The sequence below is a fragment of the Thiohalocapsa sp. ML1 genome, assembly GCF_001469165.1.
Classification (GTDB): Bacteria; Pseudomonadota; Gammaproteobacteria; order Chromatiales; family Chromatiaceae; genus Thiohalocapsa.
The window spans coordinates 1-16078 of the sequence record NZ_JABX01000011.1 but is presented as its reverse complement, the minus strand read 5'-3'; the positions used below and the strand labels follow the sequence as shown (position 1 = coordinate 16078).

Here is a 16078-nt window from a genome sequence, read left to right as displayed (position 1 = left end):
ACCCCTGTATCAGGCTAGTTGTCGCCTCCACCTTGTAGGACTGTAACCGCAACAGGGGGCGAAGCCGAGACACCGGAGGCGATGAAATTGCCTCTGGGAGGTCTTCCGGCCCTTACCCGAAGATCAGATCGCGCTGTTCCGCGACTATGTGGACTAGTCCCGATGGCTGGTTACCTACTCGACACGACCATTCTGTCCATCTGTCCGGACGCTGATCCGAGCGTTCGTCTGCTTACGATCTAAGGGGCAAAGGAGAAATGCCGGTGGGCGTTAGACGCCGCCGCTGTGAATCGTCTCGTAGTACAGCTTCTCCAAGGCCTCTTTGTGCTTGGTCTCCTCGTTGGCGAGGTACTCAAAGAGGTCGTGAATCGGCCCGGGCCCGGTGTTGTCGGCCAGCGAGCGATAGTGGGTCATGGCGAGGTGCTCGCGACCCATCGCGTATTGCAGTACGGACTGGTCATCAGGGGCCTCGCCCAGGTCCGGCGTCATGACGGCATCGGCGAACTTGCCGTCGGTGACCGGGCGCTCGATCTCGGCGTGAATGGCGTCTGCGATGTCACCGCGCTCCGCAAGGTCGGTGAAAAGCCGGTAGTGGCCCTGCTCCTCCTGGGCAAGCTCTTCCACCAGCCAGCGGAATTTCTTGCTGACCTTCGGGATAAGGGCCGTGTAGAAGTCGCGCGCGCTCTCCTCGAAGGATGTGGCCACCGCGAGCACGTCCTTCAGCGTGGTCATGGACCGGATCTTTTCGTAGCTCGAAGACTCGCCTTCTTTCATGGGACTTGTTCCTGAATGGACAGATGCTCGCTGATGCTGGCGGCGGCGCGATGCCCGTCGGCCACCGCGGAGACCACGTCCGGCCCGCGTACCGCGTCGCCGGCCGCCCACAGCCAGTCCGCGGAGGTGCGCAGTTGGCCGTCCACCGCGAGGCGACCTCGGTTCCATGCCAGCTCCTCGGTCAGCGCCTCGCCGAGCAGGCTCGTGTCGGCGGCCTGTCCGATGGCCTCAACCACCATGTCTGCGTCGTGGATCAACTCGTCGGCTTCATCGTACTTGGGGGCGAACCGGCCCTGCTCGTCGAAGATGGAGCGGACATGCAGGGTACGCAAGCCGACGGCGCGGCCCTGGTCGCCGAGCAAGACCTCCTGCGGGCCCCGGGCGTCAAGGATGACGACGCCTTCTTCACGGGCCTCGCTGATCTCGTCCGGATCGGCGAGAAAATGGTCGATATCCTCCAGCGCGGTGACGGTGACCGCCACCTGGCCCTGCGTCTGCTTCTGCAAGCGGGCCAGGGTGCGGGCGATGTCCATGGCGACATTGCCGCCGCCGATGACGACAGCACGTTCCGGCACCGGGATGGTCTTGCCGTCCGCGACGTCGCGCAGCAGGTCCACGGCCCGATGCACGCCGTCGGCATCGCTGCCCTGGATGCGGGTGGAGCGGCCCACCCACAACCCGACCGCGATGAGCACGGCGTCGTAGTCATTGCGCAACTGCTGCATGGCGATGTCGGTGCCGATGCGCGTCTCGTAGCGGATGTCGACGCCGAGCGACGTGATGACGTCGACGTCCTCATCGAGCTTGTCCGCGGGCAGGCGGTAATAGGGGATGCCATAGCGCGTCATACCGCCGGCGGCGGACATGGCCTCGAACACCCGCACCTCGTGACCCGCCTTGGCAAGGTCGTATGCGGCGGTGAGGCCGGCCGGGCCGGCACCGACGATCGCAACTCGCTTGCCGCTCGGCGAGCTCGCCTTCCCTTCGGCGGCAATCTCCCGGACCCGCGCGTGGGGCACTTGGTCGATGATGTGGCGCTTCAGCCAACGGATGGCGATGGGGTCCCCTTCATGGCGGGCGGCGCAACTGCTCTCGCACCTGTGTGTGCAGACCCGGCCGCAGATATGCGAGAACGGGTTGGTCTGGTAGAGGAGTCTCACCCCCTGCTCGTAGTCCCCGTCGCGGATGGCGGCGATGTACGCCGGGACCGCCATATGGGTCGGGCAGGTGGCGACACAGAGACCGCAGGCGACGCAGCGGTCGGCCTCGGCCCTGGCCTGCTCGACACTGTAACCGGCGACGATTTCGGCAAAGGAGTCGCGGCGGACTCCGGGCTCCAGCTCGCCCATGGCCACCCGCTCGGCGCCGGTGAGCCGATGCCCCTCCGGGCGACGATAGCCGAGCTCAGCGCCATCCCATGACTTGATGTCCACACCGGGGGTGAAGCAGAAGACATCCGGGTCATGGTCCACCCATTTGTACTCGTTGGACATGCCGAGCGAGCTCGTCATGCACACGTCCACGCATAGGGCGCACCAGCAGCAGCGCCCGTAATCGATGCGCGGGCGTAGGCCCGAGTCGCCGTCCTTGGCGGCCAGCCCCTCCACCGGGACCATATCGATGGCCGCATTCTGGCAGATCGCCTCGCAGGTGCCACAGCCGATGCACTTCTCGATGTCGTTCTGGTGGAAGCCGCGGTAGCGCGGTGCACCGGGGCGATCGTTGAGCGGATCGCGGATCGTGACCGGGTCCCGGAAGAGGTTCTTCCAGGCCGTGAACGGGGAGAGGACGTCGATCATGCTCATCGCTCGATCTCGGGCGGGTAGGTATGCAGCGAGACCATCAGCGCCGCCACATCTGCGATGTTGCAGTTGACGATCAACCGCTCTAGGAGCGCCATCGCGTGCGTGTAGGACGGCCCGCGGACATTGACCCGGCGCGGATAACCGCTGCCGTCGGTCACCAGGTAGTAGCCGTATTCGCCGCGCGAGCACTCGCCGCGGATATAGGTCTCCCCGCGCGGAATCTTCCAGTGCAGGACGTTCGGCAGCGGCGTCATCACCGGACCCGTCCGCGGCATCTTGGCGAGAATCTGGCGGATCAGGTCCACCGACATCAGGAGATCGCGACGGCGCACGTCGGCCCGCGTGTAGACGTCGGAGTCCTTGCCCACCACCGGCGCAAAGTCGAGCTCGGGGTAGACCAGATAGGGCTGGTCCTTGCGCACGTCCTTGGCCACGCCGGCGGCGCGGGCGGTTGGGCCGGTGACGCCGTACGCATCGACGATGGCCGGGTCGATGTAGCCGAGCCCCACCGTGCGCTTCTTGAACACGGCGTTCTTGAACATGACGTCGCGGACATCGGCCAGCGTGGATTCGATCTCCCGCAGGGTCTCCTCCATGCGCTGCTCGAAGCCGTCGGGCAGCACATCGCGCACCCCGCCAGGGAGGATGAACATGTGGTAGATGCGCGCCCCGGTCAGCTCCTCGAAACGGTCGAGCATCAGGTCGCGCACGTAGGTGGTCCACTGCCCGATCACCCCCTGACCCAGGGCGCCGGCCTGGCCGCCGAGATACATCAGGTAGCTGTTGACGCGCCCCATCTCGAGGATCAGGGTGCGGATCCAGTTGGCCCGCTCCGGGACCTCCAAACCGGCAAGCTCCTCCACGGCGGCGGCGTAGCAGTACTCGTTGAAGTCGGGCTCCGGGACGCAGATCCGACAGACAATGGGGAAGCACTGGATGAAGGTGCGCCGCTCCATCAGCTTCTCGAAGCCGCGGTGCAGATAGCCGACGTGGGTCTTGCCCTCCACCACCTCGTCGCCGCAGACGGTCAGCTCCACCGACATGTTGCCGGTGATGCCCGGATGCTGCGGCCCCTGCCAAAGCTTGAGGTATTTGCCCGAGGCGAGGTCGATGTCCAGGCTGCCATCGGGCCTCCTGGACGGGTATTGACTGCGGTCTGGTTGATACGGCATCTCAGGTCCCGTCCGGGTAGAGCTGTTTCTTCATGACCTGGGCGGGATCGCTCGACTCGCGTCCGGGGCGCGGCGCGAACACCTCGTCCGAGAACCTCAGGGTGTCGAAGTCGCGCCGGTAGGGCGGGGTTCTGATCCAGCCTTCGAGGATGAAGTCCTCGTCCACCCCGGGGCTTCCCGGGAAGTCGATGCCGAACATTTCCCGCAGCTCGCGCTGGTAGGTGGCGGCGGTGGGCCACAGGTCATGGATGCTGTCCATGGACGCCGCGTCCCGCGGCAGCATCACGCGCACGCCCAAATCGCGACATGCAAGGCGGTTGTTCATGAGATAGGTGAGCTGGAAGGTGCCATCTTCCAGCCAGTCCACCGCGGTGAGGATCACCAGATGCGTGAAGCCCTCCCGGTCGCGCAGATGCAGCAACAGCGAGTGGAGCTGCGCCTTGGGCACGGTGACGAACGTCAAGTCCGGCCGCTGCTCGGTCAGCTCCCCCAGCGGGAAGATTCTGCTCAGTCTTTCGTACAGATCGCGCATGGCTAGCGGCCGCTCACCAGTTGTAGTCCGGCATATCCCAGTCGTGGATCACCCGCTTCTGGTTGGCCTTGTACCAATCGAAATTCTCGGCGTACTGGTTGGCCCCCTCTGCCTGGCCCGCCCGGATGATCCGTTTCAGCTCCTCGAAGCCGGCCAATAGCGCCTCCGGACGGGGCATGCAGCCGGCGATATAAAGATCCACCGGCAGGTATTGGTCCAGGCGCGTGATCGTGTTGTACGAGTCGAAGTACATGCCGCCATTGATGGTGCAGGAGCCCAAGCCCACCACGTACTTGGGGTTTTGCATCTGCTCGTAGCAGCGGATCACCCGCTTCAGGGTCTTTACCGAGAGGTATCCGGAGATCACGAACAGGTTCGACTGGCGCGGCGTCGGCCGCCACTGGATGCCGAAGCGATAGGCGTCGAAGCGCGGCGTCATCAGCGGGCGCATCTCGATTGCCCCGCAGCCGGTGCCGAAGCCGAGGATCCAGAGGGATTCGGCCCGCGCCCAGTTGAACAGGCCCTCGACGATCTTGCTGTAGGCCGCCGGCATGACCGTGGGGGCGGACTGGCAGAAATAGTCCTGCAGCGGATCGATCTCGATCGTCTGGCCGTCGGGCGTCTCGACGACGCGCTTTCTCAGCTCGACCCTGACGGGCGGCTTTGGAAAATCGTCTTTCATGGGCTTACACCATTAGGATGGCAACAACGCCGAGCGGCACCGCCCAGACCAGGAACCAGCGGATCGACTGCTCCACCCGGAAGCGCGGGAAGGCTACACCCACGATGACCGACACCAGGTAGATCAGGAAGACCTTGAGGAAGAAGACCGGCCAACTCGCCGCTCCGCCGAAGAAGAGATTCATGTAGATCACAATCTTCGCGATGGGGAAGATGGCGCGATTGGTCTGCATCAGCGCGAGATAGGACGAGTGATACTCGGTCGGCGGCCCGATCGGGATCTCCTGCGGGGCCAGCACGACATCGAACGGCGGGCGCATCATCGAGCCCAAGAAAGACAGCATGGCCGCGGCGACCGCGATGGGGTTGGTGAACAGTGTCCAGTTCAGAATGCCGCCTTGCTGCGCGGCAACGATCTCGGTGACGGAGAGGGTCTGGTACTGGACCGCCACCGCGTATACGGCAAGGGCAAACGGCAGCTCGGCCGCCGTCACCAGCGACAGTCCCCGAGAAACGCCAATCGCCGCGTAGGGGTGCCCGCTCTCGCCGGCACCAAGGGCCATGCCGAGCGAGCCGAAGAAGACGAAATACAGCGCCAGGATCAGGTCGCCGGCGAAGGACATATTCGAGAACATCTCCGTGCCGTAGATCGTCGGCACGAACAGCAGCAAGCCGACGCCGCCGGTGAGCCGAAACACGGGGCCCAAATAGTACATGACCCCGTGGGTAATGGAGCTGCGCAGCCCGTAGTTTTTGAGCAGATCGATATAGTTCTGCCACACCGGTATCCCGTGCCGGCGCCCGACCCGCGCCGCAATCTTGGCCATGACCGCGGTGAGCAGGAAGCCATAGTTCGCGACGATGAACAGGGTCAGCAGCGAATACGGGATTTTGATCCACTCGAACTGCATGATCAAAGCCCCGAGCTTAGCAGGTAGACGACGACGACGAATGCGAGCAGTTGGATCGCATAGGTTTGCCCATTTCCCGTGTAGAACCGGCGCAGCAGGTCGGCGCCGGCGTGCAGGACATCGATGATGGACGACCAGAAGCGCTCGACCACGGGCTCGGTCATGAAGCCCAGCGCCTTGCGATAGGGCGCAAAGAAATTCCACCCAAAATGCGTGGTCTCCGGGCGATACGGCCGTTCACCCGCGAAGGCGATGTTGAACTGCTTGACCTTCTGCGCCTTGCGGTTCACGAACACCAGCCAGGCGAACAGGGTTGCGAAGATCACGCCGACGACGATCATAATGGAGATCGGGCTCCAATAGCCGAAGTCACTCGTGATCGTGAGCCCCTCCCAGCCGAGCGCGCCAGCGGGGAAGAACTCGCTGATGTAGGCATCGACGCGACGCAGGGCGAGACCCGGGACTAGCGCGAAGACCATCAGGCAGGCGACGAAGATCATCTGCGGTAGGACCAGCCAGAACGGGGCCTCCTTGACGCGCCGGTGCTCGTCCTTCATCTGCCCCAGAAAGATCGTGTGGATCAGCCGGAAGAGATAGAGGAAAGCGATCGGCCCGGAGATGAAGATCAGGATCATCGGCAGGCGATAATCGGCGGTCATGATGGCGTTATAGAAGATCCAACGCCCACCGAAGCCCGACAGCGGCGGCACGCCGGACATCGCAATGATGCCGATCAGCACCGCGATGAACGACAAGGGCATCAGGGTGATCAGCCCACCCATTCGATACATGTCGCGGGTACCGGTGCGCTTGGCGATGCCGCCGACCGACAGGAACAGCATCGACTTGTAGATGTAGTGGTTGATGACAAACATCAGCGCCATGAGCCAGCCGAGGTGGTTCATCATCGCGATACCAAACAGCGCATAGCCCATTTGCCCAATCGACGAGTAGGCCAGCAGGCGCTTGGCATCTTCCTGGAACACCGCCATCAGATTGCCGATCAGCGCCGACAGGGCGCCGATCCACAGCAGCAGGTGGGTTAGCTCGACGCCGTAGAGCTGCTGCTTGCCCATCGCCATGCACAGCACGAAGAGCCCGAACAAGCCGGCCTTGAGCAGGATGCCGGACACCATCGGCGAGACATCGGTCTCGGCTTCGGCGTGGGCACCCGGCAGCCAGATATGCAGGCCAACGGCGGCGGTCTTGGTCATGAAGCCAATGGCCAGGAGCAGGAACACCCAAGGGGCTAGCGGCGCGGCGACCTGCCCCAGGCCCGCAAGCTGGAACAGCGGGTCACCGCCGGCGGCCAGGGCGAAGCCGGCCAGGATCAGAAACGCGCCGCCGAGGGAGAAGACGATGTAGGAGAGGGCGTGGGGCTCTGAATGCTTGCCGCGCAGGATCAAAAAGTAGGAGCCGACGGTTAGGGATTCCCACGCGGCGAAGAAGCTGAAGGAGTCTTCGGCCACGATGAGCATCGCCAGGCCCGCATACATCAGCATCGCCGACGGGTAGAAGCCGATGCGGCGGCCCCGGATCTGGTAGCTCGCGAGCAGGATCAGGGGGCCGCCGATCAGCATGACGGCGGCGAAAATGAGCTGTAGCGGATCGTAGCCGGGGAGGCTCAGCAAGAACCAGAAGACCATGCCGGCAATGGCAATGCTGTTCTTGGCCCAGACAGGCAGCCATTCAAGGAACAGGAACCCGAGGGCGAACAGCAGCGGCACGGCAAGGAGCAGGTTGCCGTTCGGCGAGAGCCCGCCCCAAACATAACCGAGCCCCCATCCGGCCGCGACGGCGGCCAGAATGACCAACCGCTTGAACGGCGAAGTCGCGACGGGCGCCGACGAGGGCTCGCGCTTGATCGCAGAGCCGAACCAGCGGAATAGATAACCGGCCTCAAGCAGTGCACCGAACAGGATCAGCCACAGCAGCGCCAGTCGACCCTCGCCCGCCAGGGCATGCAACAGCTCCCACTTGGCATAAAAGCCGGGAAACGGCGGCAAGCCGATCAGCAGCGCAATGAGGCTGGCGAAGGCGAAGACCAGGATCGGATGACCTTGCAGCGCAGTCCAGGCGGTCAACTGGCGTCCTTCGACCAGCCCCGACAGCCAGAAGAGCCCGGCCTTGGCGACGGCATGGGCGAGCAGGATGCCGCCGGCGATGAATAGATAGTCCTCGCCGAGGATATCGCGCTGGCCGATGACGGCCAGGACTAGCCCGATCTGTGCCACCGAGGAGTAGCCCAGCAGCCGGCGATCGTTGTCCTGGGCCAAGGCGAACAGATTGGCACCGACGAAGCCGAGGATGCCAATCCCGGTCGCTGCCGGGAGCCACTCAGGACCGCCGATCAGCAGCAGCTTGTCCGTCGCGAACAGTGCCGCCGACCCCGCCGCCGCCGAGAGCATCGCCGAGAACGCCGGGTGCGCCGACTCGTATACGTCCAGTGCCCAGCCATTGGCGGGGAAGGGCTTGAGCTCGATGATCACGGCGATGAACATCAGGAAGAAGGCCAGCGCACCGCCGCTCAGCACCACCGGTGAAAGCTCGGCGAGGCCGTCGATGCTCAAGGTGCCGGCCGCGTGGTAGGTGAAGATAATGCCCACCAGCATCAGGATCGTGATCACCTGCGAGGCAACCAGGTACTTGAAGCCGGCGCCGAGGGCGCGCTGGTCCCGCGACAGCAGGATCAGGCCGCCGGTGGCGATGGCGACCAGCTCAAAGAAGACAAACAGGTTGAAGAGATCCCGGGTCAGCACGATGCCGCAGGCGGCCATCGTGAAGATCAACAGCACGGCCATGGCCCGGCGGCCGTGCTTGTGCATGGTGTCGCGAAGATAGATCGCCGACAGCAGGCCGGTCAGGTTGATCAATAAGGTTAGCACCGCCTCGGCGAGCCCCATGCGCAGCGCGATGGCGAACGGCGGCTGCGTCCCGGCGGTGATGATCTCGACCGGCGCCAGATTCCCGGAGGCCAAGCCCCAGACCCAGCCGGCGGACACCAAGCCCATGCAGACGAGGGCCGCATTGGTCAGCCCATAGGCGGCGGCCCGCCAGTCGTCGCGCAGCAATCCCAGCAGGAACGCGGCGCCCAGGCCGACCGCAATGATGTAAATGGCGCTTACCATTTCAGTTCCGTGTATTGGGAGATGTCCAGCGTGCGCTTGGTCTCGTAGAGCCGGTAGGCATAGGCGAGCATCAGGGCGGTCACGCCGACGCCGATGACAATGGCGGTCAGCACCAGGGCCTGGGGCAATGGATCGATGATCAGGGCGGCCGCCTGTTCCACCGGGACCGCCGCGTCCAGGATCGGCGCCGTGCGCCCGTGCAGATAGCCGATGGCGACCATGACCAGGTTGACGCCGGTGTTCGCCACCGTGAAGGCGACGATCATGCGCAGGATGTTGCGGTTGGTCAGAGCCCCGTAGAGCCCGATCAGGATCAGGACGAAGCCCGTGGTGAGCGCGATATAGGCCATCAGAGGTGCCATCAGAGATCCTCAGTCTCGGCGAGGGTCGCCAACATCGACGAGAACTCCGCACCGACCTTGAGTCCGATGATGGAGTAGATGATTGGAATCGCCCCGGCCGAGAAAAGGTTGCCGAGGTCGCCTATGGGCAGGATGCGGTTGTCCAAGAATCCGCCGGCGAGGACGATGCCGAGCACGCCGATGCCGACGAAGAGCAGCCCCGCCGTGGACTCGATGGCAGCGATGAGGCCGTGGCCGATCCGCAGCAGCGGATCAGTCAGTAGCAGCATCAAGACGGCTGAGGCCAGGATGGCCCCACCTTGGAATCCGCCGCCCGGGGTCAGGTGGCCGTTGACGAAGACGTAGACGCCGAGCAGAAGGATCAGCGGCACCAGCAGGCGTGTGCCCGTGGTCAGCAGTTCTCCTGAGGGTGGCAGCGGCCGCTGGGGCGCATCGGCCTTGCGGCGGCTCTGGGCCAGTACCAGCCCGACGATGGCCGCGGTCAGGAATAGAACGGTGACCTCGCCCAGGGTATCGAGCCCACGGTAGGTGACGATGATGGCGGTGACGATGTTCGCCGCGCCGATGTCCTGAGCGGTGTGATCGGCGTAATAACGCGCTGTGAGATTGAGTGTGTCATCGGGGCTGTAGCCAGCGACCAGCCCGGCGAAGACGCCGCCGAGCCCCAGCAGCAGCAGGATGACGAACAGGCGCCTAATCACGATCACCTCCGCGGATCCGTCCGAGGACGAAGAAGAACAGGAAGGTGGTGAGTCCGCTGCCGATCGCCGCCTCGGTCATCGCCACATCCGGGGCGGCCAGCAGCAGGAACTGGACCGAGGCCAGCAGGCTCACGAGGCCGGCAGCCAGAATCGAGATCGACAAGGCTTGGCTCGGCCGCGTCGCGAGCACCCCCGCAACCACCATGGTCACGGCCAGGAGCAGCGACATCCCGATCAGCATTGGGGTCATGGTCTTGCTCCTAGATCTTTTTCGGCCAGGTCTTCCTCAAGCCGATCGACGACGGTCTGCGGGGCCTTCTTCACGCCGATGCGGTGGGCCGCGCGGGCGAGGACCTGCGACGACAGTGGGTTGGTGAAGAGCAGGAAGATGCCGATCAGCAGCAGCTTCAAGGCCCATTCCGGGTGCAGGCAGGCCACCCCGGCGAGGCTCAGCAGGGTGCCAAGCGTCGTCGTCTTGGTTCCAGCCTGGAGCCGGTTGTAGGCGTCGGGCATGCGCACCAGCCCGATCGCGCCGAACAGCAGGAAGGCCGTGCCGCCAACCAGCAGGATGCCGCCGACGACGGCAAGCAGCGACGACATCAAAACCCCCGTTCGATGTAGCGGGCGACGACGATCACCCCGAGGAAGGACAGCAGCGCGTAGACCAGAGCGACATCGAGATAAATGCCCCGTCCCTCGGCCAACGCCACCAGGACGATTCCGGTTATGCTGATGATGGTCAGGGAGTCGAAGGCGATGATGCGGTCGGCAGAGCTCGGGCCGAGGATGAAGCGGATCAACGCGAGCACGAACGCCACCCCCGCCAGCGTCGCGGCGAGATAGACCAGAACGTCAGCCATAAATGACCTCAAGATAGCGCTCGAACCCGGCGACAATCGCGCCGGTCGCCGCCTCAATGTCGTCGGATTCGACGTTGGTCCAATGGACATACAACCACTCGCTGTCCATCTCGACGGTCAGGGTGCCCGGCGTAAGGGTGATCGAGTTGGCGAGCATCAGGCGTCCCATCCGGCTCCTCAGGCGCGTGCGCACCTTGACAATGCCTGGCCTGATCGGCAGCGATGGGGACAGAACGATGGCGGTGAGCCTGAGGTTGGACTTCACCAGCTCTTTGAAAAAGTAACCGTAGTATCGCAAGCCCGCCACGAAGGCCTCGGGCGTCGCGCGCAGCTCGGTAAAGAAAGAGATGCCGTTGGGGTACAGAACCGCGATGACCAGGGAGGCGAGGACACCGACGATGAGGGCATCGAGCGTCAGGTTGCCTATCAACATGAGCCAGAACAGCAGGAGGGTCGCGAACATCACAGCCGTGCTTCTCGTTCGCGCCATGGCTCGGACTTTTGCTTCCACCGGTGTCTCCATGGTAAATGCCTTGCATCGAGCTCTTAGCGCTCGTTTCTTTCAACTGGCGCTATCGGTCGAAACGCGGCCAGCCCAGCAGGCACTGCCAAGCTAGCGTTTCGCGCCGCGGGATGCCATGCGCCCGGTCAAAGATGGGTGGGCTGCCGACCTCGGTCGGCCAGCGCTGGCAGAAAAGTCCGCACGCGCCGACTGTGCTGAACGCCGTGTTCAGTGCCGGCAAGCTCTAGGACGCTGGCGCGGAGAGCTTGAAGACCCAAACCAAGGAGCAATGCCGCCACCTAAGCAGCAACACACTCCAATCGCTGAACGATCCGCTCATCCGAGCACAGGTATGAAGGAGCAAGGAGTGACAGCAGCTCAGACCGCCGAGGCGAAGAAGCCCGGTAACACGCCCAAACGAGCTACACCCATCACGGATTGACGTCGCGGGCGTCGACGAGGCAGTTCCATTCAACCGCACCGCACCAACTCGGCCGCCAAGTACATCGGCCTGAGGTGGGTTCAAGCCACATCCGGATCGGTCGGATTGCCGGTGCCGTGCGCCTCCGGGATCGGCTCGCAGGCCGATTTCAGGCCCGGCTGGCGCGCGCCGGCCTTCGGCCGCCCGCCGCCGCGGCGGCGAATGCGCTGCGGGTCACCGCTCGGGCGCTGCGGCGGCGAGCCGTCGCCCAGGTCCATCGCCGCCAGCTCGCGGATGCCGGTGTAAATGGTGCGCCGACTCATGCCCAAGACGGTCGCGACATACATGATGCCGCCGCGCCCGATCTTCAGTGCTTCAATCGCGGCATAGCGTCGGCGGTGGTCCTCCGGCAGCGACGCGCAGTACAAACGCATCGTCTTTTCGTGCTCCGCACCGTAGCCTGCAAACGTACCCATCCTGTCACCCCTCCGCGATCGTCAGCCGAGATACTCGCGCTAGCCGGTTACCAAATCATAGAGTTAGCGCAGATAGCGGAGATTTCAGGTGGGGGCCGACGAGTAACTTGTTAATGAACCGTTCCTCGCAGTGATCTGCATCAGTTTACTGACGGCATAAGGCGAACGGCGTCGGCAGACCGTGCAGCCTTGGGGGGAAATGCCGAGAACGGTCCCGATTGGACCGGTGAGCGCCGCGGGCCGGCTGGCCCGCGGCGGCGGCGACGCGGGTTCAGACGTGGCGAGCATCCATCATGCGCTCAATGATGGGCTGGAGGATGACCTCCATCGCGAAGCCCATCTTGCCGCCGGGCACCACCATGGTGTTGCGGCGCGACATGAAGGAGTCGTGGATCATGCTGAGCAGGTACGGGAAGTCTACATCCAGCGCCTCGGGCTCCTTGAAGCGGATGATGACGAAGCTCTCGTCCGGGGTCGGGATGTCGCGGGCGATGAACGGGTTGGACGTGTCAACTGTCGGCACGCGCTGAAAGTTGATGTCGGTCAGCGAGAACTGGGGCGTGATGTGGCGGATGTAGTCCGGCATCCGGCGCATGATGGTGTCGACGATGGCCTCGGCGGAGTAGCCGCGCTCAAGGTTGTCGCGGTGGATTTTCTGAATCCACTCCAGGTTCACAATGGGCACGACGCCGACGCCGAGGTCAACGTGCCGGGCGACATCCACCTCTTCGGTGACGACGAGCCCGTGCAGGCCCTCGTAGAAGAGCAGATCGGTGCCCGCGGGCACATCTTCCCAGGGCGTAAACTGGCCGGGCTCCAAGCTGGTGCCTAGGCGCGCGTTGTGGTGATCGGCCTCGGCCTGGCTGTGGATGTAGTAGCGCTTCTTGCCGCCGCCGGACTCGCCGTAGGTCGCGAAGAGCTCTGCCAGCAGATCGAAGCGGTTGGCCTCCGGCCCGAAATGGCTCAGATTCTGATGCTCGTCGGCGCCGCGCGCCATCTCGGCCTTCATTTCCTGGCGGTCGTAGCGGTGGAAGCTGTCGCCCTCGATAACCGCGGAATTGATGCCGTCGCGATAGAAAATGTGCTCGAAGGCGCGCTTGACCGTGGTCGTGCCGGCGCCGGAGGAACCGGTGACGGCAACGACAGGATGCTTCTTTGACATTGTGTGGGCTCCCCGTCTTATGAGGTGTGGCGCCGGCGCTCGGGCCGGTCTGCGGTTATCACGCGACACCAGCGCAGCACCAGCCCCACCTGGGGACTTGTGTCTAAGCTCAAGCGCACGGGGCCGGTGTCGAAGCGCTGAAAAAATGCAGGAGTTCTAATATATCACGGCATCCAGGCCGTTGGACCTTGACGCCGGCCGCCACCGGCCGACCGCACGAAGGGAGCCCGCCATGTTCCAGATCCGCCGCATCCCGCCCGCGCTGCGGGCCAACCCCGAGTTCCAGTCCGCCGTTGTGCGCATCGGCCTCTGGCTGTTCGGGCTGCTCTACATCGGCATCGCTGCACAGTTGGACGTGTTCGCGGTCGACTATGCCGCCTTTCTGTCGCTGTTCTCGGTCTATCTGGTTCTGTATGCCAGCATCCTGCTGAGCGTTCTGGTCCGCCCGGTCTGGGAAGCGCGGCGCTTCGCAACGCTCTTTTTCGACACCCTTGCCGTCAGCCTCGCGATCTTCCTCACGGGCGATCCGGGCAGCCCGTTTTATCTCGTCTACATCTGGATCTTCATCTCCGCCGGCACGCGTTACGGGCGCCTGCACTTGGCCGTCGCCGCGGGGGCCGCTGTCGTGTCCTACAACGTGACGCTGGCGGTGCTCGGCGGCTGGACGCAGAGCCCCACGGACGCGGTGTTTCGGCTCCTCGTCCTGGTGCTGCTGCCGCTGTACCAGGACTCCCTGCTGGTCAAGCTGCGCGAGGCGCGCAATGCGGCCGAGCGTGCCGACCAGGCGAAGGGCGCCTTCCTCGCCAACATGACCCACGAGCTGCGCACGCCGCTGACGGGCGTGCTCGGCATGGCGAACCTGCTGCGCCGCACCCGGCTCGACACGCAGCAGCGCGAGTACCTGGACGCCATCGCGAGCTCCGCGAGCATGCTGCAGGCGCTGATCGGGGACATCCTGGACCTATCCAAAATCGACGCGAACAAGCTCCTGCTGGAGCACAGTACCTTCGATCTGCGTGAGCCCGTGATGGAGGTCTGCGAGATCATACACACGCAGGCCCTGGCAAAGGGGCTCGACCTCGTCTGCGACGTCTCCCCGGACATCCCGGCACGGGTCGTCGGCGATGCCCTGCGCCTGCGCCAGGTCCTGTTCAACCTGATCGGCAACGCCGTCAAGTTCACCGAGCGCGGCGAGGTCGTCGTGCGCGCCAGCGTCGCCGCAACACCGGCACCGGACGGGCGCGTCGGCGTGCTGCTGGAGGTGGCGGATACGGGCATCGGTATCTCGCGGGACAAGCTCGATCTCATCTTCGAGAGCTTCCGCCAAGCGGACGACTCCACCACGCGCCGCTACGGCGGCACCGGCCTCGGCACCACCATCGCCCGGGACCTGATCCGCCTCATGCAGGGCGACATCGCCGTGGACAGCGAGCCCGGCCGCGGCACCTGCTTTCGCGTCTGGCTGCCGCTGCTGGGCCAGGACTGCCCGGCCCCGTCGCCGGCGCCACGACCGCGCTTCGATGGCTGCCGGGTGCTGATCTACGAGCGCAACGCGGCGCAACGGGAGATCATCCACGCCACCTGTCGCGACCTCGGCATGCAGTGCTTCGCGGAGCGCGACATCGGCCGCCTCGGCGCCCTGATGCAGCGCGCCGGCGACATCGATCTGCTCATTGTCGCGGACAGCCCCGAGCCCATCAATTTGCCCGAGCTGCTTGAGAGCTTCCACCGCCTGCTGCGCCCGGGCATTCCTTACCTGCTCCTGATCTACGGCCAGCGCCGCGACGCCCTAGCCGCGCATTGCCGATATTGCCTGACCAAGCCTTTCCTGCGCGAGGATCTCATCGATGCGGTGGCAACGGCATTGGCAAGCCGGCGGGCTGCGCACGAAGGATGCGTGGCGACGACAGAGAATGCAGAGGATGCAGCGGACTTAGAGGATGCAGCGGCGGCACCGCGGCCGAGCGACGCGGACGCCGACAGCGTATCGGCGCTCCCAATGCCACAGCCGGCCCCGGACGCGCCACGGGTGCTGGTCGCCGAGGACAACGACATCGCCGCGACGGTGATCGCCACCCTGCTCAGGGAACAAGCCGTGGCCGTGACGCTGGTCGCCGATGGCCAGCAGGCCCTGGACGCGGTGCGGCGGGCGGATTTTGACCTTGCCTTCATCGATCTGCGCATGCCGAAGATCGACGGCATCGAGTTCACCCGCCGGGTGCGCGATAAGGAGGACGCCGAGCGGCGGCTACCGATTGTCGCGCTGACCGCGAACGCCGCCGAAGACGTGAAGGAGCGCTGTCTCGCGGCGGGGATGGACGCCTTCCTGACCAAGCCGGTGGCGCCCGACGCGCTGGCGCGCGCCGTGGCGAAGTTCGTGTCGCGCTAGGGCGTCGCCGTGACGGCGCCGAATGCGTGCAGATGAGTCAGGTTTCGACGGGGCGTCGGACTCGCGCGGTGCGTCGGGATCGGTGATCGGGATCGGGATCGAAATCGAACGGAGTGCCAACCGATCCCGATAGCGATTTCGATAGCGATGAACACGACTCGTCGGTCTGAGGCGAAGCCTCGCTAGAGTCCTTGAAGCAACT

General features: G+C 64.7%; 16 protein-coding genes. 1 reads left to right on the top strand and 15 read right to left on the bottom strand.

The window, feature by feature from the left end:
• Positions 1–270: 270 nt before the first annotated feature.
• From ML01_RS08850 to ML01_RS08780, 15 genes are all read right to left on the bottom strand, one after another.
• A complete protein-coding gene (locus ML01_RS08850) occupies positions 271–774 on the bottom strand; it encodes a ferritin family protein (RefSeq protein WP_058555043.1) in 504 nt (167 codons plus the stop codon).
• Positions 771–2579 (bottom strand): FAD-dependent oxidoreductase, encoded by a 1809-nt coding sequence (locus ML01_RS08845; RefSeq protein WP_058555042.1) that lies wholly within the window; start codon positions 2577–2579, stop codon positions 771–773. Before ML01_RS08845 ends, ML01_RS08850 begins: the two co-directional genes overlap by 4 nt.
• Positions 2576–3751 carry an NADH dehydrogenase subunit D gene (locus ML01_RS08840; protein WP_058555041.1) on the bottom strand — a complete coding sequence of 392 codons (1176 nt, stop codon included), beginning with the start codon at positions 3749–3751 and terminating at the stop codon, positions 2576–2578. The genes ML01_RS08845 and ML01_RS08840 overlap by 4 nt, the downstream gene beginning before the upstream one ends.
• 1 nt (position 3752) lies before the next feature.
• Positions 3753–4283, bottom strand: a complete 531-nt coding sequence (locus ML01_RS08835; protein ID WP_058555040.1) for an NADH-quinone oxidoreductase subunit C — start codon at positions 4281–4283, stop codon at positions 3753–3755.
• Between the two features lie 13 nt (positions 4284–4296).
• Entirely contained in the window at positions 4297–4965 is a 669-nt protein-coding gene (nuoB, locus tag ML01_RS08830; protein WP_082674085.1) for an NADH-quinone oxidoreductase subunit NuoB, read from the bottom strand.
• Between the two features lie 4 nt (positions 4966–4969).
• The gene (locus ML01_RS08825) at positions 4970–5875 is read right to left on the bottom strand and encodes a respiratory chain complex I subunit 1 family protein (RefSeq protein ID WP_058555039.1); all 906 of its coding nucleotides are present in this window, start codon (positions 5873–5875) and stop codon (positions 4970–4972) included.
• A 2-nt stretch (positions 5876–5877) separates the two neighbouring features.
• Positions 5878–9003, bottom strand: a complete 3126-nt coding sequence (locus tag ML01_RS08820; protein WP_058555038.1) for a proton-conducting transporter membrane subunit — start codon at positions 9001–9003, stop codon at positions 5878–5880.
• Positions 8997–9365, bottom strand: coding sequence for a sodium:proton antiporter (locus tag ML01_RS08815; protein ID WP_058555037.1), 369 nt, complete (start codon positions 9363–9365; stop codon positions 8997–8999). The genes ML01_RS08820 and ML01_RS08815 overlap by 7 nt, the downstream gene beginning before the upstream one ends.
• Positions 9365–10066 (bottom strand): hydrogen gas-evolving membrane-bound hydrogenase subunit E, encoded by a 702-nt coding sequence (gene mbhE, locus ML01_RS08810; RefSeq protein ID WP_058555151.1) that lies wholly within the window; start codon positions 10064–10066, stop codon positions 9365–9367. The genes ML01_RS08815 and mbhE overlap by 1 nt, the downstream gene beginning before the upstream one ends.
• Positions 10059–10316 (bottom strand): hydrogenase subunit MbhD domain-containing protein, encoded by a 258-nt coding sequence (locus ML01_RS08805; protein WP_216819146.1) that lies wholly within the window; start codon positions 10314–10316, stop codon positions 10059–10061. Before ML01_RS08805 ends, mbhE begins: the two co-directional genes overlap by 8 nt.
• Positions 10313–10666 carry a monovalent cation/H(+) antiporter subunit G gene (mnhG, locus tag ML01_RS08800; RefSeq protein WP_058555036.1) on the bottom strand — a complete coding sequence of 118 codons (354 nt, stop codon included), beginning with the start codon at positions 10664–10666 and terminating at the stop codon, positions 10313–10315. The genes ML01_RS08805 and mnhG overlap by 4 nt, the downstream gene beginning before the upstream one ends.
• The gene (locus ML01_RS08795; protein ID WP_058555035.1) at positions 10666–10926 is read right to left on the bottom strand and encodes a monovalent cation/H+ antiporter complex subunit F; all 261 of its coding nucleotides are present in this window, start codon (positions 10924–10926) and stop codon (positions 10666–10668) included. Before ML01_RS08795 ends, mnhG begins: the two co-directional genes overlap by 1 nt.
• The gene (locus tag ML01_RS08790; RefSeq protein WP_216819145.1) at positions 10919–11437 is read right to left on the bottom strand and encodes a Na+/H+ antiporter subunit E; all 519 of its coding nucleotides are present in this window, start codon (positions 11435–11437) and stop codon (positions 10919–10921) included. The genes ML01_RS08795 and ML01_RS08790 overlap by 8 nt, the downstream gene beginning before the upstream one ends.
• Before the next feature lie 513 nt (positions 11438–11950).
• Positions 11951–12325, bottom strand: a complete 375-nt coding sequence (locus tag ML01_RS30145; RefSeq protein WP_216819144.1) for a hypothetical protein — start codon at positions 12323–12325, stop codon at positions 11951–11953.
• A gap of 271 nt (positions 12326–12596) precedes the next feature.
• On the bottom strand, positions 12597–13487 hold the full coding sequence (locus ML01_RS08780; protein ID WP_058555033.1) for a phosphoribulokinase: 891 nt from the start codon (positions 13485–13487) through the stop codon (positions 12597–12599).
• Between the two features lie 232 nt (positions 13488–13719).
• Here ML01_RS08780 and ML01_RS08775 point away from each other — a divergent pair, with 232 nt between their 5' ends.
• Positions 13720–15876 (top strand): ATP-binding protein, encoded by a 2157-nt coding sequence (locus ML01_RS08775; protein ID WP_058555032.1) that lies wholly within the window; start codon positions 13720–13722, stop codon positions 15874–15876.
• The last annotated feature ends 202 nt before the right edge of the window (positions 15877–16078 follow it).

What these genes read in the sequence shown, in the direction of transcription:
- ML01_RS08795 (WP_058555035.1), bottom strand. Translation starts at nt 10,926, where the DNA reads ATGGCTGACGTTCTGGTCTATCTCGCCGCGACGCTGGCGGGGGTGGCG.
- ML01_RS08845 (WP_058555042.1), bottom strand. Translation starts at nt 2,579, where the DNA reads ATGAGCATGATCGACGTCCTCTCCCCGTTCACGGCCTGGAAGAACCTC.
- ML01_RS08850 (WP_058555043.1), bottom strand. Translation starts at nt 774, where the DNA reads ATGAAAGAAGGCGAGTCTTCGAGCTACGAAAAGATCCGGTCCATGACC.
- ML01_RS08820 (WP_058555038.1), bottom strand. Translation starts at nt 9,003, where the DNA reads ATGGTAAGCGCCATTTACATCATTGCGGTCGGCCTGGGCGCCGCGTTC.
- ML01_RS08775 (WP_058555032.1), top strand. Translation starts at nt 13,720, where the DNA reads ATGTTCCAGATCCGCCGCATCCCGCCCGCGCTGCGGGCCAACCCCGAG.
- ML01_RS08780 (WP_058555033.1), bottom strand. Translation starts at nt 13,487, where the DNA reads ATGTCAAAGAAGCATCCTGTCGTTGCCGTCACCGGTTCCTCCGGCGCC.
- ML01_RS08835 (WP_058555040.1), bottom strand. Translation starts at nt 4,283, where the DNA reads ATGCGCGATCTGTACGAAAGACTGAGCAGAATCTTCCCGCTGGGGGAG.
- ML01_RS08840 (WP_058555041.1), bottom strand. Translation starts at nt 3,751, where the DNA reads ATGCCGTATCAACCAGACCGCAGTCAATACCCGTCCAGGAGGCCCGAT.
- ML01_RS08805 (WP_216819146.1), bottom strand. Translation starts at nt 10,316, where the DNA reads ATGACCCCAATGCTGATCGGGATGTCGCTGCTCCTGGCCGTGACCATG.
- ML01_RS08825 (WP_058555039.1), bottom strand. Translation starts at nt 5,875, where the DNA reads ATGCAGTTCGAGTGGATCAAAATCCCGTATTCGCTGCTGACCCTGTTC.
- ML01_RS30145 (WP_216819144.1), bottom strand. Translation starts at nt 12,325, where the DNA reads ATGGGTACGTTTGCAGGCTACGGTGCGGAGCACGAAAAGACGATGCGT.
- mnhG (WP_058555036.1), bottom strand. Translation starts at nt 10,666, where the DNA reads ATGTCGTCGCTGCTTGCCGTCGTCGGCGGCATCCTGCTGGTTGGCGGC.
- ML01_RS08815 (WP_058555037.1), bottom strand. Translation starts at nt 9,365, where the DNA reads ATGGCACCTCTGATGGCCTATATCGCGCTCACCACGGGCTTCGTCCTG.
- nuoB (WP_082674085.1), bottom strand. Translation starts at nt 4,965, where the DNA reads ATGAAAGACGATTTTCCAAAGCCGCCCGTCAGGGTCGAGCTGAGAAAG.